General features: G+C 59.6%; 18 protein-coding genes and 1 riboswitch. Of the genes, 2 read left to right on the top strand and 16 right to left on the bottom strand.

The window, feature by feature from the left end:
- Window positions 1–3: 3 nt before the first annotated feature.
- The 15 genes from C41B8_RS07430 to hldE all read right to left on the bottom strand — a co-directional run bounded on the left by C41B8_RS07430 (window position 4) and on the right by hldE (window position 23,760).
- Window positions 4–876: a P-loop NTPase gene (locus C41B8_RS07430; RefSeq protein WP_037336229.1), complete on the bottom strand. Its 873-nt coding sequence runs from the start codon at window positions 874–876 to the stop codon at window positions 4–6.
- Entirely contained in the window at window positions 873–2,462 is a 1,590-nt protein-coding gene (locus tag C41B8_RS07425; protein WP_037336226.1) for an XrtA system polysaccharide chain length determinant, read from the bottom strand. The genes C41B8_RS07430 and C41B8_RS07425 overlap by 4 nt, the downstream gene beginning before the upstream one ends.
- A gap of 67 nt (window positions 2,463–2,529) precedes the next feature.
- Window positions 2,530–3,141 carry an XrtA/PEP-CTERM system exopolysaccharide export protein gene (locus C41B8_RS07420; protein ID WP_037336223.1) on the bottom strand — a complete coding sequence of 204 codons (612 nt, stop codon included), beginning with the start codon at window positions 3,139–3,141 and terminating at the stop codon, window positions 2,530–2,532.
- 157 nt (window positions 3,142–3,298) lie between these two features.
- Window positions 3,299–6,148, bottom strand: coding sequence for an XrtA/PEP-CTERM system TPR-repeat protein PrsT (gene prsT, locus C41B8_RS07415; RefSeq protein ID WP_037336221.1), 2,850 nt, complete (start codon window positions 6,146–6,148; stop codon window positions 3,299–3,301).
- A 13-nt stretch (window positions 6,149–6,161) separates the two neighbouring features.
- On the bottom strand, window positions 6,162–7,526 hold the full coding sequence (prsR, locus tag C41B8_RS07410; protein ID WP_037336219.1) for a PEP-CTERM-box response regulator transcription factor: 1,365 nt from the start codon (window positions 7,524–7,526) through the stop codon (window positions 6,162–6,164).
- On the bottom strand, window positions 7,523–9,616 hold the full coding sequence (gene prsK / locus C41B8_RS07405; RefSeq protein ID WP_198025106.1) for an XrtA/PEP-CTERM system histidine kinase PrsK: 2,094 nt from the start codon (window positions 9,614–9,616) through the stop codon (window positions 7,523–7,525). Before prsK ends, prsR begins: the two co-directional genes overlap by 4 nt.
- A 63-nt stretch (window positions 9,617–9,679) precedes the next feature.
- Window positions 9,680–11,086 (bottom strand): TIGR03013 family XrtA/PEP-CTERM system glycosyltransferase, encoded by a 1,407-nt coding sequence (locus C41B8_RS07400; protein WP_037336215.1) that lies wholly within the window; start codon window positions 11,084–11,086, stop codon window positions 9,680–9,682.
- Window positions 11,087–11,715: 629 nt separating this feature from the next.
- Entirely contained in the window at window positions 11,716–12,030 is a 315-nt protein-coding gene (locus C41B8_RS20075) for a PEP-CTERM sorting domain-containing protein (RefSeq protein WP_198025105.1), read from the bottom strand.
- Window positions 12,031–12,202: 172 nt separating this feature from the next.
- Window positions 12,203–13,303 carry a non-hydrolyzing UDP-N-acetylglucosamine 2-epimerase gene (gene wecB, locus C41B8_RS07395; RefSeq protein WP_037336212.1) on the bottom strand — a complete coding sequence of 367 codons (1,101 nt, stop codon included), beginning with the start codon at window positions 13,301–13,303 and terminating at the stop codon, window positions 12,203–12,205.
- Between the two features lie 95 nt (window positions 13,304–13,398).
- A complete protein-coding gene (locus tag C41B8_RS07390; protein WP_156962464.1) occupies window positions 13,399–15,747 on the bottom strand; it encodes a hypothetical protein in 2,349 nt (782 codons plus the stop codon).
- A gap of 95 nt (window positions 15,748–15,842) precedes the next feature.
- A riboswitch (cyclic di-GMP riboswitch) is annotated at window positions 15,843–15,932 on the bottom strand.
- Window positions 15,933–16,482: 550 nt separating this feature from the next.
- Window positions 16,483–17,979 carry a sodium/proline symporter PutP gene (gene putP / locus C41B8_RS07385; RefSeq protein WP_037336206.1) on the bottom strand — a complete coding sequence of 499 codons (1,497 nt, stop codon included), beginning with the start codon at window positions 17,977–17,979 and terminating at the stop codon, window positions 16,483–16,485.
- A 374-nt stretch (window positions 17,980–18,353) separates the two neighbouring features.
- The gene (locus C41B8_RS07380) at window positions 18,354–19,121 is read right to left on the bottom strand and encodes a PEP-CTERM sorting domain-containing protein (protein WP_037336204.1); all 768 of its coding nucleotides are present in this window, start codon (window positions 19,119–19,121) and stop codon (window positions 18,354–18,356) included.
- 661 nt (window positions 19,122–19,782) lie between these two features.
- Window positions 19,783–20,637, bottom strand: a complete 855-nt coding sequence (locus C41B8_RS19520) for a PEP-CTERM sorting domain-containing protein (protein ID WP_051883238.1) — start codon at window positions 20,635–20,637, stop codon at window positions 19,783–19,785.
- Between the two features lie 296 nt (window positions 20,638–20,933).
- Window positions 20,934–22,220, bottom strand: a complete 1,287-nt coding sequence (locus C41B8_RS07370; RefSeq protein ID WP_051883237.1) for a 3-deoxy-D-manno-octulosonic acid transferase — start codon at window positions 22,218–22,220, stop codon at window positions 20,934–20,936.
- An 85-nt stretch (window positions 22,221–22,305) separates the two neighbouring features.
- Window positions 22,306–23,760 carry a bifunctional D-glycero-beta-D-manno-heptose-7-phosphate kinase/D-glycero-beta-D-manno-heptose 1-phosphate adenylyltransferase HldE gene (gene hldE / locus C41B8_RS07365; RefSeq protein WP_037336202.1) on the bottom strand — a complete coding sequence of 485 codons (1,455 nt, stop codon included), beginning with the start codon at window positions 23,758–23,760 and terminating at the stop codon, window positions 22,306–22,308.
- Between the two features lie 123 nt (window positions 23,761–23,883).
- Here hldE and C41B8_RS07360 point away from each other — a divergent pair, with 123 nt between their 5' ends.
- Window positions 23,884–24,840 (top strand): LpxL/LpxP family acyltransferase, encoded by a 957-nt coding sequence (locus C41B8_RS07360; RefSeq protein WP_084188655.1) that lies wholly within the window; start codon window positions 23,884–23,886, stop codon window positions 24,838–24,840.
- Here the strand turns inward: C41B8_RS07360 and C41B8_RS20070 are convergent.
- Window positions 24,813–25,589: a 3-deoxy-D-manno-octulosonic acid kinase gene (locus C41B8_RS20070; protein WP_198025103.1), complete on the bottom strand. Its 777-nt coding sequence runs from the start codon at window positions 25,587–25,589 to the stop codon at window positions 24,813–24,815. The genes C41B8_RS07360 and C41B8_RS20070 overlap by 28 nt on opposite strands.
- A 144-nt stretch (window positions 25,590–25,733) precedes the next feature.
- Here C41B8_RS20070 and C41B8_RS07350 point away from each other — a divergent pair, with 144 nt between their 5' ends.
- Window positions 25,734–26,774 carry a hypothetical protein gene (locus tag C41B8_RS07350; RefSeq protein WP_037336200.1) on the top strand — a complete coding sequence of 347 codons (1,041 nt, stop codon included), beginning with the start codon at window positions 25,734–25,736 and terminating at the stop codon, window positions 26,772–26,774.
- Window positions 26,775–26,832 lie beyond the last annotated feature (58 nt).

Below are 26,832 nucleotides of genomic sequence, written 5' to 3'. Positions count from 1 at the left end.
AAATTACTCCGATCGATCCGGCTCCGCCGGATACATCCCGTAGTAGCCGGCATGACGTTCGCCAAACAGCTGATGCCCTTGGCTCAGAATCAGACTGATCTCGGCCGCCGCCGGTTCGATCAGCGACAGCGCGGCCTCGACTGCCCGTTTTTCAGTGTGCTCGGCACGCACGACCATGAGTATCTGACCCACGTTCACCGCCAAAGATTGGGATTCGGCGGTGGCCAGTAACGGCGCGGAGTCGAACAACAGGATTCGGGCCGGATCGGCTGACAGCTCGTCGAGCACGGACCGCATCCGCCGACTGGATAGGCTTTCTGCAGCGCGGCGGCTGCGACGCCCCGCGGGCAGAATCGAAAGCCGAGGCTCGCTCGTGGGCACGACGCACGCCTCCGGATCGGCATCCGCATGCGTCAGCAGGTGCATCAACCCCGGCTCGCGCTCCAGCCCCAGACTACGACTGATGCCCGGCTTCGCCACGTCGCCATCGATGAGCAGCACCGAGTGATCGAGCTCGTTGGCCAGGCTCATGGCCAGATTAAAGGTCGTAAAACTCTTGCCCTCGCCCGGGTTGGCGCTCGTCACCATAATCCGATTGGCCGGTGGGGCGTCTATCGGCGCCTCGGCGTTCAAGGCGTTGAGTATCGGCCGTTTAATACGCTGCAACTCACGACCGATCCATTGCGCCATGGATTCCGGTGGCAACAATCCGACCCGTCGCAACCGCACATCGTCGAGCTCCAACGGCTCCCGCTGGCCCGGCTCGCGCGATTCGAAAGCGTATTGGTCGTTGAAAGTCTCGTCTTCGAACGTAGCAACCGGCCGCCGCCGTTCCTGGCGTTTCAGCCGTTCGGCGGCTTTTTCGACAATACTCATAGCACCTGTCCGGACACGATGTTCGGGACCCAATGCACGCCGACCGGTATCAGCGCTACCGCCGCAGCAAAGCCGATCAGCAGCGATATACAACAGACGAAAAACACGACGATGGAACGTCGCCGGTCGGCCCGCTGCGCGGGACTGAGCGCGAGACTGACCGAGCCGATCACCGGAAACCCGGTGGCCTCGGTCAGATCGCGGCGACTGGAGAACACGGGACGGATCTGCGCCAGAAACCACGCGAAAGCCAGGCCTGCGATCAGCGCTCCGACCAGAGCCATCGCCATGAGTATCAGCCGTTTCGGGCCGGACGGTTCGGCCGGCACTTCCGGCGGGTCGATGACGCGAAACTGGAGCGCATTGCTGTCGTTCTGCACATCGGTCGACAGCCGCGCACTGTATAAACGCGACAAGAGCTTCTCGTACTGGTCGCGCGTGACTTCATAGTTACGGCTCAACTCGGCCAGCTGGGCTTGGGCATCGTTCATCGAATCGGCCCCGGCCTGCAGCTTTTTGAGCTGAGACTGTTTACGCTCGAGTGAAGACTCCAGCGTGCTGATCTTCACTTCGGTATCGTTGAGTTGGCCCGAAAGCTGATTGCCGCCGCCTCCGCCGCCGGACGAGGCGCCCGCCGGGGCCTGGATCTCGCTCGGATGCGCACGCAACTGCGCGAGCGTATCGCTGCGGCGCTGCTTGAGTGCCGCGATCTGACGCTTGGCATCGATGACGTCGGGATGCTTCGGCGTGTATTTCGTCAACAGATCAGAGAGCTTCTGCTGTTCAGCGTCGAGCTGACTGTCGATACGTTGGATCTGTTGACTGCGCGCCGGCGTCACCGTTGCACCGCCCCCGCCTCCGGAACGCATCCGCTGAAGAATATTGGCCTTGCGGTCGCGCGCGGTCGACAACTGGTCCTGGAGCGAGTCGATATTGGCGTTGAGTTTCTGAACCTGGCTCACGTAGTCGTCGGTACCCGGCATCAACTCGGCGTGGTTTTTCTTGAAATCGGCTAGCTTCTGCTCCGTTTCATTGAGCTTTTGCTTGTACTTGTCGACCTCGTTATTCAGAAACGACACCGCCTGCGTCGTATCGCCTCCGTTTTTGTTGGACAGGTTCATGGTGGTCATGATGCTCATGACCTGCTGCACGACCGATTGCGCGAGCTTGGGCTGGGAACTGGTGTAGCTGATCGTATATAGATCGGTGCCCCCCCCCGTATTGGTGAGCGTCAGGCGCTTCTGCAGCCCTTCGATGAGCGCCTGCTCTTGCTCCGGCGTGGTGACCTTGAGGTCAAGGCCGGTCGCGCGTGCGATGTCTCGAAGGTGCGGGCGGCTGAGTACCGTACGAATCAGCAGGCTGACCTCCTGATCCGCGTTCGGCGTGACAGCCATACCACTCAGCAACGGATCGATCGCCGACTTGGTATCGATATGCACCCGGGCGGACGAACTGTACTCGTCGGGCAGGCTGTAGACATACAGCCAGCCGACGATAGCGATCACCCAGGCAATACCCAGCGCGATCCAGCGAAATCGCCAGATATTGCGCAGTTGCCCCAGGACAAGTGAGAGGATTTCCTGCATGGCCCTCGCTCAACTTGACGCACGTTGCGGCAGGCGCCGCGCGACCCGGCCGCAATGCACCGAAATACTAGAAATACGTTCGGGGAATGATGATCACATCCCCCGGATGGACCGGCACGTTATCTTTGATATCGCCGTTGAGCAGGTCCTGTATATCCACGTTGAAGGTCTTGGTTTGACCGTTTTCGTGACGCACCAGCTTGGCGCGATTCCCGGCGGCGAACTGCGTCAAACCGCCGACGTTGATCATCACGTCGAGCAGCGTCATGCCGGTCCGGTAAGGCATGGACTGCGGCCGGGTCGCCTCGCCGACGACACGCACTTGATCGGCGTAGGTGCCGTGGAACTGCGTCACGATCACGGTCACCCGCGGATCTCGCACGTAGGCCGACAACGCGTTCTGCAGGTCGCTGGCAAGCTGCTTGGGCGTCTTATCGGACGCCTGCATGGACTGCACCAGCGGAATCGAGATTTTGCCGTCCGGCCTCACCGGAACCGACATGCTCAGATCCGGGTTGTTACGCACGTAGATCTGGAGCTGATCACCGGGCCCGATGCGGTATGCACTGTCCGGCGCTTGGCCCTGCAGCACTTTGGGTGGCGCCGAGGCGCAACCCGCCACGAAGCAGACCGCGAGAATCGCCAGGACCCAAGTCAGAAAGAAACGATTTTGAACCACAGTGCCATCCCCCAAAAGCCGAGCCCGAGTGTACGACCGGCGCGTGCGCCCTCTATCCGCCACAATCACTTTGCGGCCAACGCCAGTCCGCCGCATCATGCAGCGGTATTCGTCGCATTGTAAACGAAATTATCATGCCGACCGCGCGACAGGTTATTCATTCAGCGGCCCCATTCGCATCAGGGGTTTTACCGAGCTGCTTGATAAGACGTTGTGCGCTGGCTTCCTCATCCTTTGGCAAGCCAGCAGATATCGCTTTGCTCAACAGCGACCGAGCGCGCGTCTGGTCACTCGCGCGACCGCGTTTGGCCAGCGCCGCACCCAAGTGAAAACGAATTTCCGGACTGGAATCGCCTGCAGATTTCTCGGCCGTTTCCAGTAACGGAATGCCCGAGCCCAAATCTCCCTGCCCAACCATGATCCAACCAAGCGTATCGGCAATGGCAGGGTTGGCTGGGGCTTGTTGGTGGGCGCGGCGCGCATAGTCGAGGGCGCGTTGTGGATGATCGCCGGCATTGATCAACGCCAGATTGTTGAGTGCAACGACCGAGTCCGGATGTTCGTCGAGAACTTTTCGATATAAAGCCGCCGCACGATCGGCTTTAGCGTGTTGCTGATCCCAGGCGGCGAGTGTCAGCATGGTCTCGGCGTCGTCCGGTGAGTCGTTGAGCCACTGCTCGAGCGGCTTGGCCGGATCATTTAACTGACCGGCCTGGCGCACGTCGAACATGGCCATGGCCAACTGGCGGCTGGGATGCTGCTTGTAGGCTTTTTCATAAGCCGCGTCGGATTGCTCGAAACGCTTGGCCGCACGCAATACATCGCCGTCGAGCACGTTCGCTTCATAATCGCGACCGGCCTCGCGAAGCGCCGAGACCTGTTTCAACGCCGCATCGATGTCGCCGCCGCCTGCTTGCGCCAAGGCAAGGAAACCGGCCGCCGGCCAGAAGTCTGGCGACTGGCGACGTAGTTTCTGCAATCGGTCGATAGCCTCATCACGGTGGCCAGACGACAAATCGGCCTTCGCCACGTCCAAGGCATAACCGGGCCGATCGGGCGCCTGTTCGGCAGCACGCTCAAGCGTTTTCAGTCCTGCGTCCGTATTGCCCTTGATCAACTGCGCGACCCCCAGAAGATGTAGCCAATCCGCATCCTGCTTGTGCGCAGCGAGCTGGGTATTGATCAGCGTCACCGCTTGGTCAGTTTTGCCGGCGAATAGATAGGCACGCGCCAAAGCCTGATTCAATGCGTCGGACTGCGGCTGGTTGTGAACGGCCGATTGCAACAGGTCGATGCCCCGATCTGCCTGCCCCGCTTTGGTGTACAGGCCAGCCAGCGCAAGGGTCAGACTCGTGTCGTCCGGATGCGCCTCATGGAGCGGCTTCAGATCGGCGATTGCGTCGGCATAAAGCCCTTGGCTGACGGCCACTCTGGCTTGAGCGCGGATAATCGAAGCGTCGTCGGGATTGGCGGCATGCGCTTTGGCCAGCACGTCCGCGGCTTTTGCGATATCCCCGGCCGCCACATAACTCTGGGCCAGCAACTTCTGCGCATTCGCGTCCTGGGGCGCTTGGTCTGCCAATGCCTTAGCCTGCTGCAAGGCTTGTTCGCCATGCCCCGCGGCCAGGGCGATTTGCACCCGAGCGGCCGCGACCTCGCTTTGCTCGGCCGCGGTGCTGGGCTTGATTTTAGACAGCACCGTCTGTGCGGCCGCTTCGCTCCCCATACGCGCCAGTGAGCGCGCCAGATCGAGCTGCACCGACACGGTGTTGAGCCCGGCGCCCGCCTGATCACCGCCCGACTGTTTTTGCTTGAGCTGTTTGAGCACGTCGGACAACGCCTGATGCAAACCCGGCTGGTCAGGATGTCGCTGATAGGCGTTTTCGAGAAGATCTCGCGCCTGATCGTCCTGGTTTTGCGCCATCCACAGCCCGGCCTGAAGCCGTAACGCCGCCATGTCATCCGGTGAGCGGGCCAGAACGCGCGTCAGAAATGGCTGTGCGGCATCGGGGCGTCCCTGGGCGATCCGTATCCATGCCATCAACGTCATACTGCGCACATTATTCGGGTCGACGTTGAGCGCGGCCTGTACATGGTTCGCCGCGTTCTGATAGTCGCCCTGGCGAATATCCATCAGCGCCTGCAGATAATTGCCGAACGGGTTGTTCTGGTTCGCAGCCAGAAGCGAATTGATGTTTTTCCGGGCGGCGTCGGGATCGCCTGTGCGCAACTCGCAATCGGCCAACAGCGCCCATCCGCTCTGTTGTTGCGAAGCAGTCATCGACTGGCCGCCCACTTTCATGGCGTGGTTCAGACGTTTAACGGCATCTTCGCAACGATTGGATCGATAATCGACCTGGCCGAGCAATACCAACGAACCGACATCGTCAGGATGCGCGGAAACCGCCTTCGACAAGGCGGCCTGAGCGCCGGCCAGGTCGCCACGCAGTAGAGCGAGCCGGGCTTTGCCCTGGAGCGCATCGGGCAGGCCGGGCTCGATCGAAAGCGCATCGTCGTAGGCCTTGGCCGCCTTGTCACGGTCTCCGAGGCCGAGTTCGGCGTCGCCGCGAAGGCTTGCAACAAGGGCCCTCACATGGTCGGGCGACTTGCTTTCAGGTTCGTTCAGGGCGTTCAGGGCCTGTTGATACTTGCCACTGGCCACCAGAGCACGACCCAGCGGCAGCGCTAACGCGGCCGCCGGCTGACCGTTGGTTTTGGCTTTGTTGAACTGATGGATCGCGTCATCGTACTGGCGCTCGGCCAACGACGTGTGTCCCAGCAAAGCCCATGCGGCACCGTTATCGGGATGCTTGCGTAGCACCGTTTTCAGCTGAACCTCCGCCGCATGATAATTGTGCTGCTGATAAGCCTGTCTTGCTTTGGCCACGCGTTGCTCAGGCGTCGCGGAACTACACCCGGCCAGAAACACGACGCCGGCCAGGCAGACTGGAATCAGACCGGCGACAACACGGCTGGACCGCACCTGCCCGTTGTTCATCTTGATCATCCCCCGGCTCCTTTTAGTTGTTCGTATCAATGCCGTGCTTGCGCATCAGATCGTAAATGGCGGGGCGCGATACGCCCAGCAGTCTCGCCGCTTTCGAAATATTGCCGTCGGCGCGGCCCAGGCTCTTCTCCAGCGCACCGCGTTCTGCCGCATCGCGCACTTGCCGCAGATTGAGCAGATTGTCGTCGTCTTCTGCAGCCGCGTTCGCCAGCCCGAGGTCCTCGGCATCGATCAACTTGCCATCGGCGAGAATCACCGCCCGGTTTACGCGATGTTCCAGTTCACGCACGTTCCCCGGCCAACCGTGCTGCTCGATTGCAGCCAACGCGTCGGCGGAAAACCCGCGCAGTGATCGTCCGTGTTCCTTGTTAGCTCGCTCGAACAAGGCTTTTGCAATCGCGATCGCATCGCCCTGACGATCGCGGAGCGGCGGAATACGAATAGTGATTTCTGCTACGCGGTAGTAGAGATCCTCGCGAAACTCGCCCTCGGCAATGAGCGCCTGTAAATCGCGATGCGTCGCACAGACGACCCGCGCATCGACCGGGATTTCGTGCCGCCCGCCAACGCGCTCGATGACCCGCTCCTGCAGAAAGCGCAGCAGCTTGGCCTGCAGACCATGGGCCATGTCGCCGATCTCATCCAGGAACAGCGTTCCGCCTTCGGCAAGCTCGACCTTCCCGAGGGTCTGTTTCTGCGCGCCGGTGAACGCGCCTTTTTCGTAACCGAACAGTTCACTTTCAAGCAGATGCTCGGGAATTGCCGCGCAGTTGATAGCCACGAACGGATGCTCCGCACGTGGGCTCAGGCGATGTAAGGCCCGAGCGAGCACTTCCTTGCCCGAGCCGGTATCCCCCTGCAGCAACGTGGTTGCATTCGTAGGGGCAATCTTCTCGATTTGACGCACGATGCGGCGCATCGGCTCGCTAATTGCAATCAGGCCATCCAACGGGCGATCCGCGTCGGCACGCAGCCGTCGGTTCTGACGCTCGAGCTGCCAGATATGAAATGCCCGCTGGATGATCAGCTCGACGACCTGAATCTCCACCGGCTTCTGATAGAAATCGTAAGCGCCCGCCGCGATCGCCTTGATCGCACTTTCTTCGTCGCCGTTACCGGTCACGACAATGACCTTGGTCGCCGGTGCAAGACGCAGGATATCGGACAACGCCCGCATCCCCTCGTCGATTCCGTCGGCCTCCGGCGGCAGCCCCAGATCGAGCAACACGACCTGTGGCTCATGCCGACGAACCTGATCGATGGCGGCACCGCGGTCTTCAGCGAAGACCGGATCGTATTGATCGAAACTCCAGCGCAGCTGTCGCGTCAGCCCGGGATCGTCCTCGACGATCAACAGTCTTTCGGCTACGGCGTTCATGGATCGATGCTCCCCTGGATTAAGTCGGTCCCGGCTGCCGAATCGGCCACCACCGGTAACACTATGGCAAACCGCGTCCCTTGTCCGGGCGTGCTGTCGACGATGACATCGCCGCCCGACGAACGCGCGAAGTCCCGAACCTGATACGCCCCGATGCCCATGCCGCGCGCCGATTTCGTACTCACGAACGGCTGAAAAAGCGAATCACGAATGAATGCCGCAGTCATACCTTCGCCGTTATCACTCACCGCGATTTCGACGCCGCCATCGCGAGCCCGTGTTTCGACTTCGACCCGGCCATCGTCCCCCGTCGCATCCTGCGCATTACGCACTACATGGCGCAGAACCATGATCAACCGATCACGGTCTGCGTCGACCACGGCTCCGGAAGTCGACCCGCGACGCACCGGCGTCGGCCGCGTACTCGCCAAATCGCCGATCAGCTGATCGACGGCGGCATCAACGTCGACACGCTCTGTGCGATGCTCGGAGCGCGAGACTTTCTGCAACTGATTGAGCAACCCTCGCATGCGGGTGACCGAGTGATCGATCGTGGCGATCATGTCGTCGACGAACGCCGGGTTCTTCTTATGCCGCTCGGCGTTTTCCAGCATCAGCGACTGCTGGCCAGCGATATTCTTGAGGTCGTGCATCAAGAACGCCGTCAGACGGTTGAAGGCTTCGAATTGACGGGCCTGCGTCAGCGCGCGGTTGGCCTCTTGATAATCGAGATACACCCCAACCTGTTGTGCAAAGGCTTTGAGCAGATCAATCTCTTCCCAGTTGAGCTCGAACGATGCGCGGGGCTCAGCCAAGACGAGAAAGCCCACCAAGCGACGCTGCCCGGCGAATAACGGAATGATGAACCGGGCGCGCTCCAATCCAAGGAACCAGGGCGGCAGCGCCAGACCGTCGTATTTCGCCGGGTCGCGTTCGAACTCCTCGCGGTCGATCACCCAGCCGGTCCGGGCCAGATAATCAGCCAACGCCCCGTCTTCGCGTTCGAAGACATCAACGGCCGACGTCATGTTCCAATCGGTCACGTAAGTGAAACGCCCATCGCGCGCCAGCCAGAGCGCGCCGGCCGGACTGTCGACCGGCTCCGCGATAGCTCGTATCGCCCGTTCATAGACATCCGAATCACCGTCGTCACGGCTCAGCCGACGTGTCAGCGCCAGCCACTGTTCGCGGTAATCGTAGCGATACGGCAGCAGATGCTTGTGCAGCATGACGCGCGCATAACCACGCACCTGACCGGACAGAAAGAACACCACGAGTAGCAGGGTCGACATGATGGTGAACAGCAACGCGCCCACCTCAGCCCAGCTGCTGTCGAATCGTCGAATATAGGTACTGCCGCCGGCCACGATCATCAGATAGGCCCCGGCGACGATCAGGGCGCCGGTCCCGAAGATCACTTGGTTAGAAACACTCAGGCGAGCAGACCATTGCGCGTTGCGTACGGCGGCCAATCCGATCAAAGGCGCCACGAGGGCGTTGACCGCGCCGCGCGCGTTCCATACCGACAACGCGATGCGATGCGCCACGAGCGCGCCTGAATACATAACGAAATCGTAGGCGAAGATCGTCGCCAGGGCGAGGCAGAGATACTTGACGGCCCAGCGCGCATCCAGGCCGCTGGCTCTATAGGTTTGCTCGACCAGCACCAGCCCATACAGACTCATGACCAGCGCGCCGATCGTGAAGACCATGCTGTGGCCGCCGGTCGTCGCCCCGCCCTCAGCGACTACACGCCAGAGCAGATAGGACAGCACCAGAGCCGGAATGGCCGCCGCCAGACCACGCAGCCAGCAATGGCGTAGCGAATTTGAAACGCGCGGCACGACCCAGGCTGCCGTCACGAGCCAGAAGCCGGTACGCGCGGTCTCGATCACATCCAGCCAGGGTCCGCTGATCGAAACCAGCGGCGCCGCGGCCAGAAACGTAAACCAGCCCGCGGATACCACGCAGGCCGCCAGTAACAGCCGAGACGCGGCGTGGCGGGCATGAACCCCGAAAACCATGAACGCGGCCACAGCCAAAAAAGCCACCGCGCCGATGCCATTGGACAGCAGCCAGATCTGAGTCAAGTTGAGATCGGGAAACATTGTCGACGATTCGCAATCAGCACGACGACAGGCCGCGAACGCGGATTAACGGCTACCCTTCCGAAACAACACAACCTCGATCGTGTTGATCAGAATGAGCAAGTCCAGAAACAGGCTGCGATTCTTTACATAATAGAGATCCAGCTGAAGCTTGCCATTGGCGTCCTCATCCGAGGCGCCGTACGGATAACCGAGTTGCGCCCACCCCGTCACCCCAGGCTTGACGCATTCCCGAACGCGGTAATACGGCAGAATCGTGGTGAGGTGCTCGACAAATTCAGGGCGTTCCGGGCGAGGCCCCACCAGACTCATATCGCCGATAAACACATTCCACAGCTGTGGCAGCTCGTCGATACGAAGCTTACGAATGATATGGCCGACTCGCGTCACGCGCGGATCATTCTGTGACGCCCACTGCGGGCCGGACATGGCCTCGGCATCAATCCGCATACTGCGGAATTTGTAAATGGCAAACTCGCGACCATTCAGGCCGACACGGGTCTGGCGGAACAAAACCGGCGCCGATAAACCGTCCTCCACCTTGATCGCCACGGCCGCGACCACCATGAACGGCCACAGCACGAGCAGCAGCACAAGCGACGCAAGCAGGTCGAGCAGACGTTTAAGCACGTTGTCGACCGCGCTTTGGCGAAAACCATGGGAGAAAATAATCCAGCTGGGCTGCAACAGCTCGGTTTTTACTTTCCCGGTCTGACGCTCATAGAACGTCAACATATCCACGACATTGATACCCGAAACACGGCATTCGATCAGTGCATCCGCCGGGAAATTACGGCGCCGATCGTCCATGGCAACGACTACCTCATCGATATTTCGCTGCCGGGCATATTCGGCGAGCGGAACATCAAGCCTGCACTGAAGGGATTCGTCGACTTTGCAGGGCTCATCGTCAATCACGACGCACCCCATTAAGTTGAACAACGAACGGTCGCTGCGCCGGCGCAGAAAGGCCAGCAACTCGGTCGCATTCTCCCCGGCGCCATAGAGCAGCACACGCCAGGGGGCTGATTTCTGATCGACGGTCGCGTGGAAAAGCAGTTGCGCGCTGGCTATGCCGATCAGAGATAGCAATAACGACAAGCCGAATATGCCGCGTCCGAGATATAGGCCCGGCAATACGTAATATACGACGACCGCGAGCACCGCGCCGAAAACCAACGCCACCACAACGCGCACGAACAACGCCAGATAGCGATTCTCTCGTTGCGCGCGGTATAAGCCCATCGCGCTGAGACAAAGCACAATGATCACGGCGTAGGCGACTGCCTTGAGCGTCATCAACGGATAATCGGCGATGACCGAGCCGTCGGCCGTGATAAAACGAATGTTGACGGCTGCAAAGACGGATCCGACCAGAATCAGAAAATGCAACACGCCCAAAAGTACAAACTTGATATGGACGTGGTGATTGAAAATACGAAGCGTATTCATGAATCCCCAGCATTGAACGCTGCGTCCCATCAGCATAGTACCGGGACCAACGCGCTCCCTTTTCAGTTGCGATACTTAGCGAGCCGCCCACCCTTGCCGACAACGCCAACTCAATGCCGACCCTGGCCGGCGGCTTGTGCTGTATCGACAACTCAGCTGGGCCTGATACTACCGCAATTTCTCTTCCGGCTGGGCTTGAGAGTTAATTATTTCGACGATTTGCGCCGTAGCCTGCTGTGCGCGTGACGACGACAGCGGGCGAAGTTGTTTGAAGGGGGGCTTTGCAAGAGACGGGCGCGCAAAAATAAATTACTTAAATATCAGAAAGTTATTATAAATTACGCTTTGATATATTCCGCCGTCGCGGGCCCGCGAGCGAGCCACAGTTAACGCGCCCTCGATTTTTCAACAGACAATATGAACCAAATCAATCGCTTAAGAAACTGTCAGCGGCTTGAAAGGTTTTTCGACACCTCTGGAATGGGTGTACTGCCGTTTGCCTCGACCGCAATAGCCCATGAACCGAGGCTACGCGCAATAAAAAACCCGGATGCCGATATTCGGCAACCGGGTTTTGAACACAGGCCAAGCCTGCCGGGCGGCGTACTGCCCGGCGCGGCAGTCAGCAGTTATCGATTCGAGCGCAGCCGGCGGCGGCTTGCAACACCAACGCCAATCATGGCCAGCCCAAGCCCGAACATGCCCCAAGTGGCCGGCTCCGGAACATTATGGCTGGAACCATATCCACCAATGCCACCACCTTGAAAACCGCTCGATTTATAGTAATTCGAGCCATACGACAACAAATAGCCAGCGCCATCCGGAGCTGTGGTCCCGGTCGACTGAGCCAATGCCATCGGGGCTACGCCAAGGCACAACGCCACGACCGCAGTTCGGGCGGCCAGACGAGTAAGACGGGGTTTGTTCGCGATCATGTTTTTCATTGGAAAAACTCCAGGCCGCATATTTGCGCTTCAACTGGGAGTCAGTATAACAAGTTTCCCGAAATATCCGGCTAATTTCTGTGACCGCCGGAATAGGCCCAATACCACGACTCATAAGGTGTCAAATCAGTCGACACTCAGCCATTCCGTCAAGCGAAGCGCTTGGACCGACTCAGGCTCGTTGCCTGAGGCTGGCCACGATCCGCTCTGCAGCCCGCCCATCCCAAAAGGGTGGCGGATGATGATGTGCTCGGGGTTTTCGCCCGCCAACTGCTGCACTTCGAGCGGCTTCGACGAGGTCAACGGCACGAACCAGACGGTTGGTGCCATGTGTCAACGTGACGGGACGCTCGGTGTTGTCACGAACAGTCAGACAAGGAATGCCAAGGTAGGACGTTTCTTCCTGCATTCCGCCCGAGTCGGTGATCGCAAGCGCTGCACCGGTAAGCAAATTCATGAAATCGATATATCCCTGAGGCTCAATCAGCTGTATTCCGGGCTCGGCCTGCATTGCTTGCCAAAGCCCGGCTTGCTCAAGACGCAGCCGGGTTCGAGGGTGCACGGGAAAGACCAACGGCAGATCTGCACTGATACGCGAAAGACCTTTAACGAGTATCGCGAGCTTGCTCGGGTCATCGACATTGGACGGGCGATGTAACGTGACCACAGCATAATCGCCGCTAACGAGCGACAACGCTTCTCGAGCATGCGCGGCCTCGATCCGAGTGCGCATGAGCTCGAACGTATCGATCATCACGTTACCCACCAACTCGATACGCCCCTCGGGTATGCCTTCGGACCTAAGGTTGTCACTGGCATCCTGCGAAGGCGTCCATAGCACATCCGCAATCGCATCGGTGAGGATTCGGTTGACTTCCTCCGGCATCGCACGATCGCGACTACGCAACCCGGCCTCGACATGGCCTATCCGAACCCCGATCTTGCTTGCCGCGAGCGAGCAGGCTAGCGTCGCGTTGACGTCGCCGACCACAATCACCCAATCAGGACGATTATCGATGCACGCCCGCTCGTATGCTATGAGCGTACGGCCGGTTTGCTCGGCATGCGTTCCGCTCCCGATTCCAAGATTGATATCCGGCTCGGGCAGGGAAAAGTCGCGAAAGAAAGCCTGCGACATGTTCGCGTCGTAATGCTGCCCGGTGTGTACGAGCCGAACATCGATATCGTCGTCATTTCGCAGAATGCGATGCAACGGCGCGACCTTCATGAAATTCGGTCGTGCCGCCGCGATCAGGTCCACTTTGGCCACTATGGTCGGCCTCGATTAGGTCAACAGCGACGGCATATTATTTCCATAACGGCCGCTCTACAATCTCAACGGACACCGATTCTCGCCTGGAATAACGATCACTGAGTACGCGGCACGACGGCAAAATTTGCGTAATTGGAATAGTCCGGCTTATCTACACGCCCCTCGAACACTTGCCAAGCTTGCTTTCCATTATTCGCGTCGCTGTCGGCCGCCACCGCGAGGGCAATCTGTAAATTGGCAGGAAATCCGGTTGGCGAAATAGCGTATCCGACCATCTGATCCGGACTCAACTGATCATCCGTAGTGCTCAACTCATTCGCCATGGCTTGAGAATTGCAAGCCAAACCGTTTAGGCGGGGATAAGTCTTGGCATAAACCTCATCCAGGCTAGTGTATATCGGTGAATTGTTATCGTCCCGAAGCTGGAATGTATAGCCGGATGCAACTTGCCAGCAAAACCCACTTTGTGCCCCATCTTTCGCCGAGGTCATTAGCCCAATTTGAAAAGGAGCCAACCAATTCAAAAGTTTTTTTGCCCCCGGAACCTGCTGTTCCGCAGCATGTCCTACCGCCCATGTAAAGAAATCCTCTTGCCACGGTGCGATACTTATGTTCGAGGGTTGATTTGCCGGATAGTGCACTGCGCCGTATGCATCCAGGGTGTGTAACGGATGCCCCGACGCGTTAACGTAGCTATTCAGATAGTCTTGAATGATGTAATCGATTTGATTGACAAAATAGGACTTCATCGGATCTTTATCCGGCGTCGCGAATGCGGCATCGCTAATGGACCGGAGGTTCCAAGCCTGACTTCGAACTTGTTGGAAAGCGTTAAGCAAACGCCCTTTATCCGTCTTGCGATAATCCGGGTTAGCCCATAACTCGACGTAGCTGGCTGTGAACTGCATTTCCTCCAGATAGTAGAAATCGCCAGAAACGAGATACGACACATACCCAATAGATGGGTGATGGGCAATATCGAATTGATTCGGGTTACTGCAATCTTTTTCGCAAGACGGCAACAAATCCGCCGCGAAAGCCCCACCCGCTTGGCGCGCCCAGTTCAAATCCGCGATCGTAATATAGGGATGATCCACAATTGTAACCGGACGACCTGTTTTGTCGTCACGATAATGGAAGCTATATCCTCCCGCCGCATCGTCATCAGCAAGCATCCAATTGAAGGCCTGACGTTTACCAGACGTAACAAAGCTCGAAGTCCAACGCGGTAGTGGCCCGATGCCAGCCTGCGCGCCCGTATCTCCCATATGGGGCGTCTGGTCCAGATGATCCATGGGGACACTGGTCTGCGGCACACCGCTGAGAAATTTGTCGGTCGGCTTGACGTCGGCATATTTGGATACCGCTTTCGACGCCTGCAGATAGGATACCGACACACCTGCATAATACGGATGCGTTCCATGTGTCCACAGAACCTTGTGCCAACGACTCTGGGTATACTGCGTCAGGCTCTTGATCGAATAGCTGTTGTCGCCGACCGCGATATTCGCGTCGTACGTGACATTGTTAGGCGCCACGGCATATGTTTGGTCGTTTTCGATCACCGAGTCGACACGCACGTTGGCAATGGCGCCATCGGCGCCGCGATACGCCCGGACGTTGAAAAACACCCGCAAACGCGGCGTCTGTGAATTACCGTTTTTCAGCGGCGCCGCGACAACCCATTCGCTGGCCAAATCGCCGGATAGCCAACGCTTGCAGGCCGGATCTCCCCAGTTCGGGCATTTTCCGGTCTGCACGGCATTTTCGAGCGCATCTCGGGCACTGGCGGTATAGGTCGTCCCGCCTTGCGTGATTTTCACCGTCGCATCGAAATTGGTACCGAGAAGGTCGCTCAGAGATACGGTGCCAAGCCCGAGGTCGACAGGATTGGATACCGCGTAGAGCGATACCGTCTGCGCCGCTCCGTTGTCCGGCGCCGTCAGCTGAACCGTGACCACAGCATGGCGCAGCGCACCGTCAGACCATGTCGCTTTGCGGTCGACTTGAGTGGGAATCGCTTTGCCGTCGATCGCGGCCACGACATGCTGCTGCGCCCCGACATCGCCGTCGGCAAACACCTGCCCGAAGGTCACGTCCACCTTACCGGCCGAAGACGCGCTACTGCCGTAATTCTGAACGCTGACATCGGTAATATGACGCGCGCTGCTATCGAGCACGCTGGAGAGATTACTCCCGCCGGAGCTGGAGCCACTGCTATCCGAGCTGCTGCCGCTCTTGCCGCTTCCCGACGAGCTGGAGCCGCCGCTACTGGAACCGGTCGAACTATTGCTCGTATCGCCCGAACTTGGGGTGGCCGTCTGACTACTGGAGGAGGTGGATCCGCTACTATCGCTACCACCGCCGCCGGATCCGCCGCCACAGGCGCTCAAAGACGCTGTAGCGACGACGCAAAATACAACCATCGCGAGACGATTTAACATGGACCGGTTCCTCTGCCCGAGGATTCCGTCTTCAGTGCAAACCCAGCGGCACTGCGGAATCTTGAATCATCAAAATTCGCCGTCTGGATTCGACCAGCGGCAACCCGGCGGTCATGGCACGCGGTGCGTGCGTTAGACCCGTGGCTTTGCGTCACCGCCTTTCGACGGCTTTGCCTTTGTCTTAAACATCGAGTCGGTAGTATTGCCGCGCGCAACGCGAGCAATAGAGGTGCCTGATCTTGTCCAAGCCGATGCGGCCCCTTTTTTTATTGCATCGGCATGCCGTACGACCCGGAAATCGCCACGCGTGCTGGCAGCCCAACAGCCTTCGGGCCGGGTCCGTAAAAGCACGGACTTTCCTCTATGGGAGCGAAGCCTAGCTCATGTGGGTGCCGGCGTCCAACCTACAGATAGAAGACGAAATAGCGCGCTGGCCTGGAAAACTCACATAGTATTGTTATTTATAGCAATTTGGAGATGGCCGTCCACGCCCAACGCGGCCGCGTGAGCCGATCCCGAGCGCTTTGAACCCTGATTAAAGACCATACGTGCTGGGCGTGATTGGCTTCGGCAGCACATGGCGCGCCCGGCGGCAGAGAGGTCTCGGCGGATGACCAGCAATCCGTGCCCTGGGCTATCGCCAGCATCGAGCCGAGGCCACACATCGGGACAAAAAAAACCGCTGACGCACATTCGCGCCAGCGGTTTTGATGGCATATGGCGAACGAGCGCGGCTTATGAATTGGCCTCGATCGCGCGGTACTCGCCTTGCGTCTCGGTGATCAAGCTCACCACGAAGATCGCGATCCAGCCCATGATGAAGCCGGGAATGATCTCGTAGACGCCAGGCCCGCCGAGGAAGCTGCTGTCCCAACCCATGCTGATCCAGAAGATCACGGTCACAGCACCTGCCACGAGACCAGCCACGGCCCCCGTGCCCGACATCCGTCGCCAGGTCAGCGACAGAATCATCAACGGCCCGAACGCCGCGCCGAAGCCGGCCCAGGCGTGACTGACCAAACCGAGCACCTGGGAATTGGGGTTGCGCGCTATGAAAGCCGCAATAATGCCGACCAATAGCACGCTGAGCCGCCCGATCAGAACGCTTTCACGCTCGCTGGCTTCCTTGTGCAGGAACAGCCGATAGAAATCTTCGGTCAAAGACGAAGACGACACCAGCAGCTGGCTCGAAATCGTACTCATGATCGCGGCCAGCAACGCGGCGTACAGGAAGCCTGTAATTAGCGGATTGAACAACAGATCCGCCAATACGATGAAGATGGTCTCCGGATCGTCCACGTTCAGGCCGTTACGCACCGCGTAGGCCCGACCGAACACCCCCAGACTGATCGCCCCCGCGAGCGAAATGAACATCCAGGTCATACCAATGTTTCGGGCCTTGGGCACCTCGGAGACCGAGCGGACCGCCATGAAACGCACGATGATATGCGGCTGCCCGAAGTAACCGAGCCCCCAGGTTACGGCCGAGAAAAAGCCGATGATGGTCAGGCCATGGGTCCACGAGAGAAAGTTTGGATCGACGCCAGCCAGCGTATGCGATGCCTGAGCGTAACCGCCGCCCCCACTGCCGAACAGGACCACGATCGGCATCAAAATGAGCGCAATCATCATGATGCAGCCCTGAACGAAGTCAGTAAGGCTCACCGCGAGGAAACCGCCCACCACGGTATAGGTCAGCACGATAATCAGCGTTAGCCACACGCCGACCGAGTACTCGCTCATTGAGGGGACATGAATTAGCCCGCCGAACGCGCTGGTAAAGAGCTTGCCGCCAGCCACGAGCCCCGACGCGGTGTAGACGGCGAAGAACACAACAATGATGACCGCCGATACCGTCCGAAGCGCAATAGCCTTGCTCGGAAACCGATTGGCCAGGAATTCCGGGATGGTCAGACTGTTGTCATAGCGCTCCGTCTGCTCGCGGAGGCGTGGCGCCACTACGATCCAGTTGATGAAGGCCCCTACGAACAGACCGATGCCGATCCAGGCCTCGACAAGCCCGGATGCATACAACGCGCCTGGCAGACCAAGCAGCAGCCACCCGCTCATATCGGATGCGCCCGCCGACAAGGCGGCAACGGCCGGGCTCAGATTACGCCCGCCCAGCATGTATTCTTCTGACGACGACGTTGATTTCCGCCAAGCATAAAAGCCGATGGCAAGCATCAGCGCGAAATACAGGATCAGGCTGATCCATACACCGGTAGCCATGATGTCCCCCTTTTTAGATTGGTATTAGCCCGCCTAATTACTTTACCCCTTATTCCGTGAATAACCAGCACTAACGCCGCCGGTTACCGATCGGTCTTCACGGCCGCGGCAGCAAAAAACGCATGCAGCCGCGATTTGGAGGGCGCTTGGCAATTCGCGTCGAGCCGACGCCTAATGTGGCCGAATGAGGGCCATCCAACGTTCGCCGCGCACGAGTCGCTTGATATGCTCGTACTGCCGGTCAGCCCCTCCAAGCTGGAACCGAGCCCGGTATCTTTATCAGAGACTTGAACGAAAAACGGCCCGCTCGAGCGGGCCGTTCATAGACTGTTGAAAACAGCCGACTACACCGGGGTAGTCATAGCGAGAAGTCCTTAGACATCACGCTTTTGCAAGCGACGCGCGGCGAAGCCAATCATCAGCAGGCCAACGCCGAACATGGCGATCGACGAAGGCTCAGGCACCGGGCGAACCGATTCGACGGTAGCCACATAGTCCTGATAATCGTTGTCGGTGCCGTCTTCCCATCCGAACAGATATTCGTTGGACAACGCAGTACCGCTGCCATTGCCCTGGTAACCCACCATACGGTCTTTGTTACCGTCATTCAGCGAACTATCCGAGTAATAAGTCGTCCCACCGATGGTGAGAAAGTAGCCGAATACCGAGCTGCCGAAGTTCGACTCTTGCGTGCCGCCGACCTTGTTGCCGTAGCGATCCGTGGCGTAAGAAACGAACATGCCATTACCGCTGTAGCGGAGCGTCGCCGTAATGTCGTTGGTGCTCGGGCCGATACCGCTGCCGTTGCCAAGCAGGTTCAGCTGATTCGACGGATTGTTAAGACTGTAAACACCAAAGGTGGCGTTATCGTAGTTTGCCGTCCAAGTCGCTTCCAGAACGCTGGTACTGGTGCTGGTCGCACCAATCGTCCAGTAGCCGTTGTTCGTCTGCGCCGAATTGGCATTCAGGCCGGAAAACAAAGCTTCGGTACCGTCCGGGTTGCCATAGCTCGGGCTATTCGCGATGTCGTAAAGCGACGGCTCGTTCCCCGTATTGGTATTGACGTCGATCTGACTGGCAAAGGCGGTGCCGGCGAAGGCCAGGGCTGCCACAGCAGCGGAACCATAGAACCATTTCATCATTATTCAGCTTCCCGTGTGGGGATGAGTAGACCGCCGAAAGGCTCGGCTGGGGCCAACTAATGCAACGCCTGTGCCAATATTTTTTTATTTATATTTCAATGTTTTGCATGTAACGCAAAAGGTCTACATTGGAAAATGATAAGTTTCTCGACGGTACCATCGACAAATCGCGCGCTACTGACCATCGTCTTTTGCATGCACCATCCATTCGAGCTAGCCCATGCATTGCCCGGTCATGCTTCCACAGCAAAATGCTCAATTATCGCAACCGTTAGATCTGTCGACAGACTGACGCGCCCATAGCAGGCTGATGAGGTTCTGAGAGATCCGGGTGGCGCTGATTAAGCTGTCTCGCCCGCCCCGGCCAGATAACGGTGCAGAAACGTCCCTTACCCGAGACGCCGTCGAACGAAGAACGCGCTGTAACTGACGTCTCTTACTTGTGTGATTCAACGCATTGATTTGAGGCTGACGCCTTGTCGAGCGCGAACGAGGAATAGAAAGACGTATAGCGTTGGACCGCTTCACTCGACGCGCTGCCCCTCCCTGACCTCGAGTCCGGCCGCATCGGGGGCGCCGCATAAAAAAAGGCCCGCCGAAGCGGACCTAGCCGTTGTAATCGGAGATTACCGATTACAACGTGGCAGTACGTTCGCGACGTTCAAACGTCACGCTTCTGCAGACGACGGGCGGCGAAACCGATCATCAACAGACCGACACCGAACATGGCGATCGAGGACGGCTCCGGCACCGGCCGAATGCCGTTCACCGTCACGACATAGTCCTGATAATCGTTGTCCGTACCGTCCTCCCAGCCGAAGAGATATTCGCTGTCCAGCGCGGAGGCGTTAGGATCCGCGTTACCGAGACCACGGAAACCGACCATCCGAGTTTTATCACCGCCGTTTTGCGATGGATCGGAGTAATACGTATTGCCGCCGATCGTCAGGAAAAACCCGAACAGGTTGGAACCAAAATTCGCGGAATTTTGGGTTCCATCGCTCGCCTTACCCGTGAACATGCCGGTCAACGGGTTGTAGCTCAACGTGGCGTAATCCGTGAACCGCCCCGGGTTCGGGCCGTTTTGCGTGCCCGGCCCAAGCAAATTCAGAGAAATACTCGGGTCATTGATATCGTAAACGCCGAATAATCCGTTACTGAAGTTGGCGGTATAAGTGGCCTCCAGGGCACTGGAACTCGCCGGCGCCCCGGTAATCTGCCAAGTGCCATTGTTGTACTGCGTGGTCGACGGGCCGATAGAGCCCGGGCTGAACAACGGCTGCGTACCGTTACCATAGATCGGGTCGGTTGCAATCTGGTATATCGTCGGCTCGCCATTACCACTGGGTCCGTCCGCCGCAGTGTTGATATCGATTTGACTCGCAAAGGCCGACCCGGCGAATGCCAAGGCAGCGATCGCGCCAGCAGTACCGTAGAATCTCGTTTTCATGATCATGCCCCTGAGTTGACACGCCTGCCGAAGAATTTCGAGCTCGGCTGCCTGATACTGAAGCATCTCTCATGCCAATATTTTTTGTTTTTATGGTTGAATGGCTTAGCGAAAAGCTCAAGGATTGAAAACCACGTTTTGACAAGTTTTTCGACAGCATGGCGCGGTATGAGCGCCTCGCCCGTCGGTCGTTTTCCCGCCGACTTCGCGCCTCGAATGCAACCTTTTGAATTCAAAAAACGGTAGCGGGTGATTACGCCCGGCTGGGACCGCCGGACTCGTTAACCTTTTCGACGCTGAACCGGCTCCGACTCGACCTGAGCCGTGAGCCGTCCTAATCGATCAGCGTCGCTATAATCGCCTTAAGAAAATGGCGCCATAACGTCTTCGAGTATATCGAGGACACGGCGCAGCGCGCCGCAATGCGCGCCCGCCACCGCCACCAGCTTTTGACCGGACGCACGCCGGCCGACATCGTCTCGCAACCAGGCCTCGGTTTTATCCGCCACGCCCCAAACATCTGCGGCTATTGCAGCTCCATTCGTTTCGATCATCGGCGCCATCGCCTCATGCCAATCATCGACATACGGCCCCGTCGTAAACACGCAGCCGGCTGCTGCCGGCTCGATGACATTGTGCCCTCCCGTTCCCGGCGCGAGGCTGCCGCCAACGAATGCGACATCGGCCAGGGCATAAAACATGTCAAGTTCACCGAGCGTGTCGGCGAGCACAATATCGGTTCGATCGTCGACGCCGTCGCCCTGACTGCGTCGTACATACCGCCAAGTCGTCCGCTCCAGCAGCGCGGCGACCTCGTCGAAGCGCTGAGGGTGGCGCGGCGCGATCACCCAGAGCAGGTTCGGGTGGCGCGCCTTGAGTACCTCGAACGCTTCAATCAATTGCGATTCTTCGGTGGCATGCGTGCTCGCCGTCAGCCAGACCGGGCGCCCGCGCGCCCGCCACTGTTGGCGTAGCGCTTCGGCTGCTTGCCGACTCTTCGAATCCGTTTTTCGATCGTATTTGAGGTTGCCGGTGACCTCGAGCGTTTCTTCAGATGCGCCCGCGGCCACGAAACGTTCGGCATGAAGAGGGCCGGCCGCCGCGATGCGGGCAAATCGAGTCAGCATGAATCGCGCCGCCCGGGACGCCGGCCAACGCCGATAACGCGCCGCCGATCGTTCGGACAGGCTCGCGTTGATCAGCACCATGGGCACGCCGGCCCGATCGGCCGACGCCAGCAGGTTCGGCCATAGCTCGGTTTCGGCCACGATGCCCACGGCTGGCGCCGCACGACGCAAGAACCGTCGTGTCGCGCCGGGCGTATCCAGCGGCAGATAGCGCAGCTGAACCCGGTCGCCGAGCCGCCGCCGTGCTTCAGCCCGACCAGTCGGTGTGAACGTGGTCAGCAAAATATTGGCCTCGGGATAGCGCCCCATGAGCGCCTCCAACACCGGCGTCACCAGGATCACCTCGCCCACCGAGGCCGCATGAATCCATAGCGTACGGCCGGCCGCCACGTCGATGTAGCCGAGCCGCTCGCTCCAATGTCGGCGATAGTCGGGTTCGATACGTCCGCGCCAGGCGAAATAGCCGAATACCGGGAGCAGCAAAAGATAGGTGAGACCGGCGTAGAGCCCACGCCAAATCATGGCCGACTCTGATATCGCGATTCGTTTTCGCCCGACACCTCAGCGGCCCTGTCGATATACCGCGGTCGAATAATCCGGCCTATCTTCACCGGTCGTCATCGCGGCGTAGCCGGTCAACGATCGCAGTGGTCGAGAATCCGGGCACGAAATCGAGCGTCCGCACTTCGCCGCCGGCGTTGATCACGCACTCGCCCCCAGAGATTTCGGAGACCTCGTAATCCCCGCCTTTGACCAACACATCGGGCAGCAACCGGCAAATCAGGCGCTCCGGCGTGTCCTCGGAGAATGGCACCACCCAATCGACCGACGCCAGCCCACGCAGCACCTGCATTCGATGCGCCAGATCGTTGAGCGGCCGCTCGGGCCCCTTGAGCCGCGCCACCGATGAATCGTCGTTAACCGCGACCACGAGCCAGTCGCCCAGCGCGCGGGCCGCTTCCAGATAAGCGATATGACCGGGGTGGAGCAGATCGAAACAGCCGTTGGTCATCACAATCCGCTCGCCGCGCGCCCGCGCTTGGACGAACCATTCGGCCAGCACGTCCTCGTCGACCACGCCTTGGTCCCCGGCACGCTGCGCACGCGCGGCCTGTCGCAGCTCGGCCGGGCTGACCGTCGCCGTGCCGAGCTTACCGACCACGATACCGGCGGCCAGATTCGCCACGGCCGCTGCATCCGGCAGGCTCAGTCCAGCGCCCAGCCCCGCGCCCACCATGGCGATCACAGTGTCACCGGCGCCGGTCACGTCGAAAACCTCACGCGCCTGAGTCGGCAGATGGAGGTCACCGCCCGCAGCAAAAAGGTTCATCCCTTTTTCGCTGCGTGTAATCAGTAAGGCATCGAGATCGAGCTGCCGACGCGTATGCGTGGCCTGCTCGGCCAGCCAACTGTCCGCTTCGATCCCGTCGTCAACCGCACTGTGGCCTACAAAAGCCTCGAACTCGGCCGCGTTGGGGGTAATGAGACTAGCCCCGGCGTAACGCTGCCAATCGCGCCCTTTCGGATCGACCAGCACCGGTACACCGGCCGCGCGTGCCAACTGGATGACATCGGCAATATCCGCGAGCGTCCCTTTGCCGTAATCGGAACAGATCACGACGTCGGTCGATGCCAGGGCCGCCCGCACCCGTGCGACAAGCGCGGTTCGGTCGAAGGCGCCGTCCATGGCAAACGAGCGCTCGAAATCCAGCCGGATCAGTTGCTGGTTGCGACTGACGATCCGCAGTTTGGCGATCGTGGGATGATCCGAGCTTTCCACTAGATCGTCGTCGATACCGGCATCGGCGAGCAGGCCCCGTGTCGCCGCGCCGGGCTCGTCTTTACCGATCACCCCGATCAAGCGCGTCCGCGCCCCGATGCGAGCCAGGTTGAGCGCCACGTTCGCCGCCCCGCCAAGCCGGCGCTCTTCGTCGCCAATGCGCACCACCGGCACTGGCGCCTCGGGCGAAATCCGTCCCGTGTCGCCGTACCAGTAACGGTCGAGCATGATATCGCCGACAACCAGCACACGGCTGTCGGTAAACGACGGGATCGAATCCATCCAGGGTTTCTTCGCAGGCCTGTTTCGAGCATGATACAAAGCCGGTTAAAGGCTGTGTAGCATGCCGGACCGACGCGACCCTACAACGGCGGCAGGCGGCAAACGGCGGCTTGCCCAGGCTCAATGGCAGCTTCCGACTCCGAAAACCGAGACAATCCAAGTCTGATCGCGCCGCGCTATTGGCCAAGCTGGGCCTTGATGGGACTCGGCTGGGTGCTCAGCCAGCTCCCCTATCGGCTTCAGATGTGGCTTGGCGCCCGCCTCGGCCAGCTCGCGGCCTACATCGTCCCTGCCCGTCGGCGTATTGCGGACATCAATCTCGCACTTTGCTATCCCGACCTGTCGGACGCCGAGCGACGCCATCTGCTGGACGCACATTTCCGTTCGGTCGGCCAGGGGGCGCTTGAAACCGGTATTTGTTGGTGGGGCAGCCAAGCGAAAGTCGACGGCCTGGCTCACGTTGAAGGGCTGCATCATCTGGAAGACGCCGCGACACGCGGACGCGGCATTATTCTGTTGTCCGCCCATACCACCTCGCTCGAACTCGGCGTGCGCATGGCGCAAAAGTACATGGCCGAACTGGGCTTCCAAACCACCGCCATGTACAAGCCACCCAAGGATCCCGTGGTCGAACGCGTGATGCGCACCCGACGCGAAGCCCATATCGGTGGCGCCAGCATCGCCGACAGCGATGTCGTCGCCCTGCTCAACGCGCTACGGCGCGGCGATGCCGTGTGGTATGCGGCCGATCAGAAAGCCGGCAAACGCCTGAGCGTGGTCGTCGATTTCTTCGGCCAGCGGGCCCGCACCCACGTGGCCGTGAGCCGTATGGCCAAGATGACCAAAGCCGCGGTCATTCCGTTTTTTACCCTGCGCCGCGACGACGGCCGCGGATATCGCCTGATTATCAAACCGCCGCTCGCCGATTTTCCGAGCGACGACGAAGCGGCCGATGCACGCCGGATTAACGCGATCATCGAATCCGTGGTCAACGAGGATCCGGCCCAGTATTTCTGGCTGCATCAGCGCTTCAAGCGCAAGGGCTATAACCCCTACAAACGCCCGAACGCCTCACGATAGCCCTCCAGCAGGGCCTGCCAGTCCGCTTCCGCGAAATTGAACGTGGCCCAGCGACCGGCGAACTTGTCGAGCGAGCGGCGAAAACGCTTGAGGTTAGCCTGGCGCCACGAACCGTCGGCCCGAAACCGCGCCCGGTCGAAATCAATCAGATAGAAGCGATCGTCGGCATCGATCAATACGTTGCGGGCATTCAAATCGGCGTGCCAGACACCACAGGTATGCAATCGGGCTAATGTCCGACCCAAATGGCGCCAGTGGATTTGAGCGAGTCTGATTCGGGTCAAGTGGTCGGCTAAAGGGCTCGAATCAATAATACGCTCAGTCACCAAGTCGGCTCGATAAGCCAAGCCCGCACTACGAACGGCCTGAGCCGCTATCGGGCGCGGCACATCCAGTCCGATGGCCCGAAGCCGAGTCAACAAGTCGAACTCGCGCATTGGACGGCATCGATCGTTGAGGGGGCCGAAGTAACGGTCGGCATTCAAATGAGCGATTACACCGCCCCGACGATAATGCCGAAGCACCCAGCGCGCCCCGCCCTCTCCGACGATGAAAAGCGCCTGTCCGCGTCCTATACCTTGGCCTTCGACACGCCCGCTTGCCTGCCAGCCGCCGAAATCGAAAAAGGCTCGGGACGGACAAGCAGGCCCCAGCTCGGTCTGGTTCCACACCACTCGCCGGGAGCCGTCATCGTGTTGGCCCACCGGATCGGGGGGATCGAGTTCGGATGCAGCTGTCATTGCCGACATGGTCGCACAATCGCTCCCGGCCGCGGTGCCCCGCCGCATATACTGCGGCGATCCGACGGGTTGTTCGCTGCCTATTTCTCGATAAGCTCTACTGACCAGCACCACCTGAACGCCACCCGCCGCTGGCCCAGCCACGAGAGACTCATGAGTTACGGCACCGTTTTCTGCGCCGACTTCGCCGACTACCCGTTCATGCACGAAGCGGCCATGAGCTTAGCTGATCAAACCCGACTGATCGTAGGCGGCCAGGGCCGAACCACGCGTCAGCCCACCGACGCCTCGCTGGATCGCTATGAATATTTCGACTGGCGACACTACTTCCGCCTGGCCGATTTCGAGCACAAGCTCGATCCCACAGCCGTTGTCAAACCCGAGCGTGTCAATGCCTACGAGCCCGCCAAGCATCATTTCATGCGCTCTCTGGACCGCGTGTTTCTGGTTCCGGAGGCCCAGGCTGTTCAGGAGCGGCTGTTCTACGGCCTGATCAACGCTTTCGAGGCATGGCTAGCCCGGGCACCGCGCCCGCTTACCGTATTTTTCGCTCATACCCCGCACTTTCCCTGGCATCTAGTGTTCCACCAAGTCTGTCGCGTCAACCGGGTTCCGGTCTACATTTTTCGCACGACCCAGATCGCCGATGCGGTCCTGCTTGATGCCGATCTATCGGTGTCCAACCAGGACTGGGTGCGCCCCGGCACACCCATCGATGCAAGCTGGGTGATGGATCAGGCCTGGGCGCGTTCGCCGCGCATGGCCAACTCGGTATCGATCAACGAACGCGCCAGCCGCCACGCGCGCAAGCGGCTCGGTTTTTTTCGCTGGAGCGCGATCGTCTGGCGCTATTTCCGCGATCGACACTATCTTGCGCATCGCCACTACCACCGACTGGGCTGGCGCGCGATCGTGGCCGCAGCGCGGCGACGTCATCGTCAACGCCGGGCAGATCTGGCCTATCTCGATCGTCACGCCGCCCAACAGGCTCCGACCGGGGCGTACGCCTATTTCGGCCTGCACTATCAGCCCGAGCGAACGACAGTGCCGGAGGCCGGGTATTTTCATGACCAGATCCGCGCGATTCGTATCCTGGCGGCCTCTTTGCCCACCGGCATGACCCTGGTGGTGAAAGAGCACCCGCGCCAACTCGGCGATCGACGACCGTCGCTGCGTCGCCTGCATGCGGTATGAAGTGGACCCCGTGAGCTGGACAGCCCACAGCGATTTTTAAGTGGCAAGCTGCCTGGTT

It is taken from the genome of Salinisphaera hydrothermalis C41B8 (genome assembly GCF_000732535.1).
GTDB classification, from domain to species: domain Bacteria; phylum Pseudomonadota; class Gammaproteobacteria; order Nevskiales; family Salinisphaeraceae; genus Salinisphaera; species Salinisphaera hydrothermalis.
Note: the sequence above shows the minus strand (reverse complement) of the source record. Positions and strands in the feature narration are given on the sequence as shown.

Coding starts and splice junctions, on each gene's coding strand:
- hldE (WP_037336202.1), bottom strand. CDS start 23,760: ATGGATTCGATCCCGTCGTTTACCGACAGCCGTGTGCTGGTTGTCGGC.
- C41B8_RS07425 (WP_037336226.1), bottom strand. CDS start 2,462: ATGCAGGAAATCCTCTCACTTGTCCTGGGGCAACTGCGCAATATCTGG.
- C41B8_RS07370 (WP_051883237.1), bottom strand. CDS start 22,220: ATGATTTGGCGTGGGCTCTACGCCGGTCTCACCTATCTTTTGCTGCTC.
- C41B8_RS07360 (WP_084188655.1), top strand. CDS start 23,884: ATGGCAGCTTCCGACTCCGAAAACCGAGACAATCCAAGTCTGATCGCG.
- C41B8_RS07380 (WP_037336204.1), bottom strand. CDS start 19,121: ATGATGAAATGGTTCTATGGTTCCGCTGCTGTGGCAGCCCTGGCCTTC.
- putP (WP_037336206.1), bottom strand. CDS start 17,979: ATGGCTACCGGTGTATGGATCAGCCTGATCCTGTATTTCGCGCTGATG.
- prsT (WP_037336221.1), bottom strand. CDS start 6,148: ATGATCAAGATGAACAACGGGCAGGTGCGGTCCAGCCGTGTTGTCGCC.
- C41B8_RS19520 (WP_051883238.1), bottom strand. CDS start 20,637: ATGCTTCAGTATCAGGCAGCCGAGCTCGAAATTCTTCGGCAGGCGTGT.
- C41B8_RS20070 (WP_198025103.1), bottom strand. CDS start 25,589: ATGTCGGCAATGACAGCTGCATCCGAACTCGATCCCCCCGATCCGGTG.
- C41B8_RS07390 (WP_156962464.1), bottom strand. CDS start 15,747: ATGTTAAATCGTCTCGCGATGGTTGTATTTTGCGTCGTCGCTACAGCG.
- C41B8_RS07350 (WP_037336200.1), top strand. CDS start 25,734: ATGAGTTACGGCACCGTTTTCTGCGCCGACTTCGCCGACTACCCGTTC.
- prsR (WP_037336219.1), bottom strand. CDS start 7,526: ATGAACGCCGTAGCCGAAAGACTGTTGATCGTCGAGGACGATCCCGGG.
- C41B8_RS20075 (WP_198025105.1), bottom strand. CDS start 12,030: ATGAAAAACATGATCGCGAACAAACCCCGTCTTACTCGTCTGGCCGCC.
- C41B8_RS07400 (WP_037336215.1), bottom strand. CDS start 11,086: ATGAATACGCTTCGTATTTTCAATCACCACGTCCATATCAAGTTTGTA.
- C41B8_RS07430 (WP_037336229.1), bottom strand. CDS start 876: ATGAGTATTGTCGAAAAAGCCGCCGAACGGCTGAAACGCCAGGAACGG.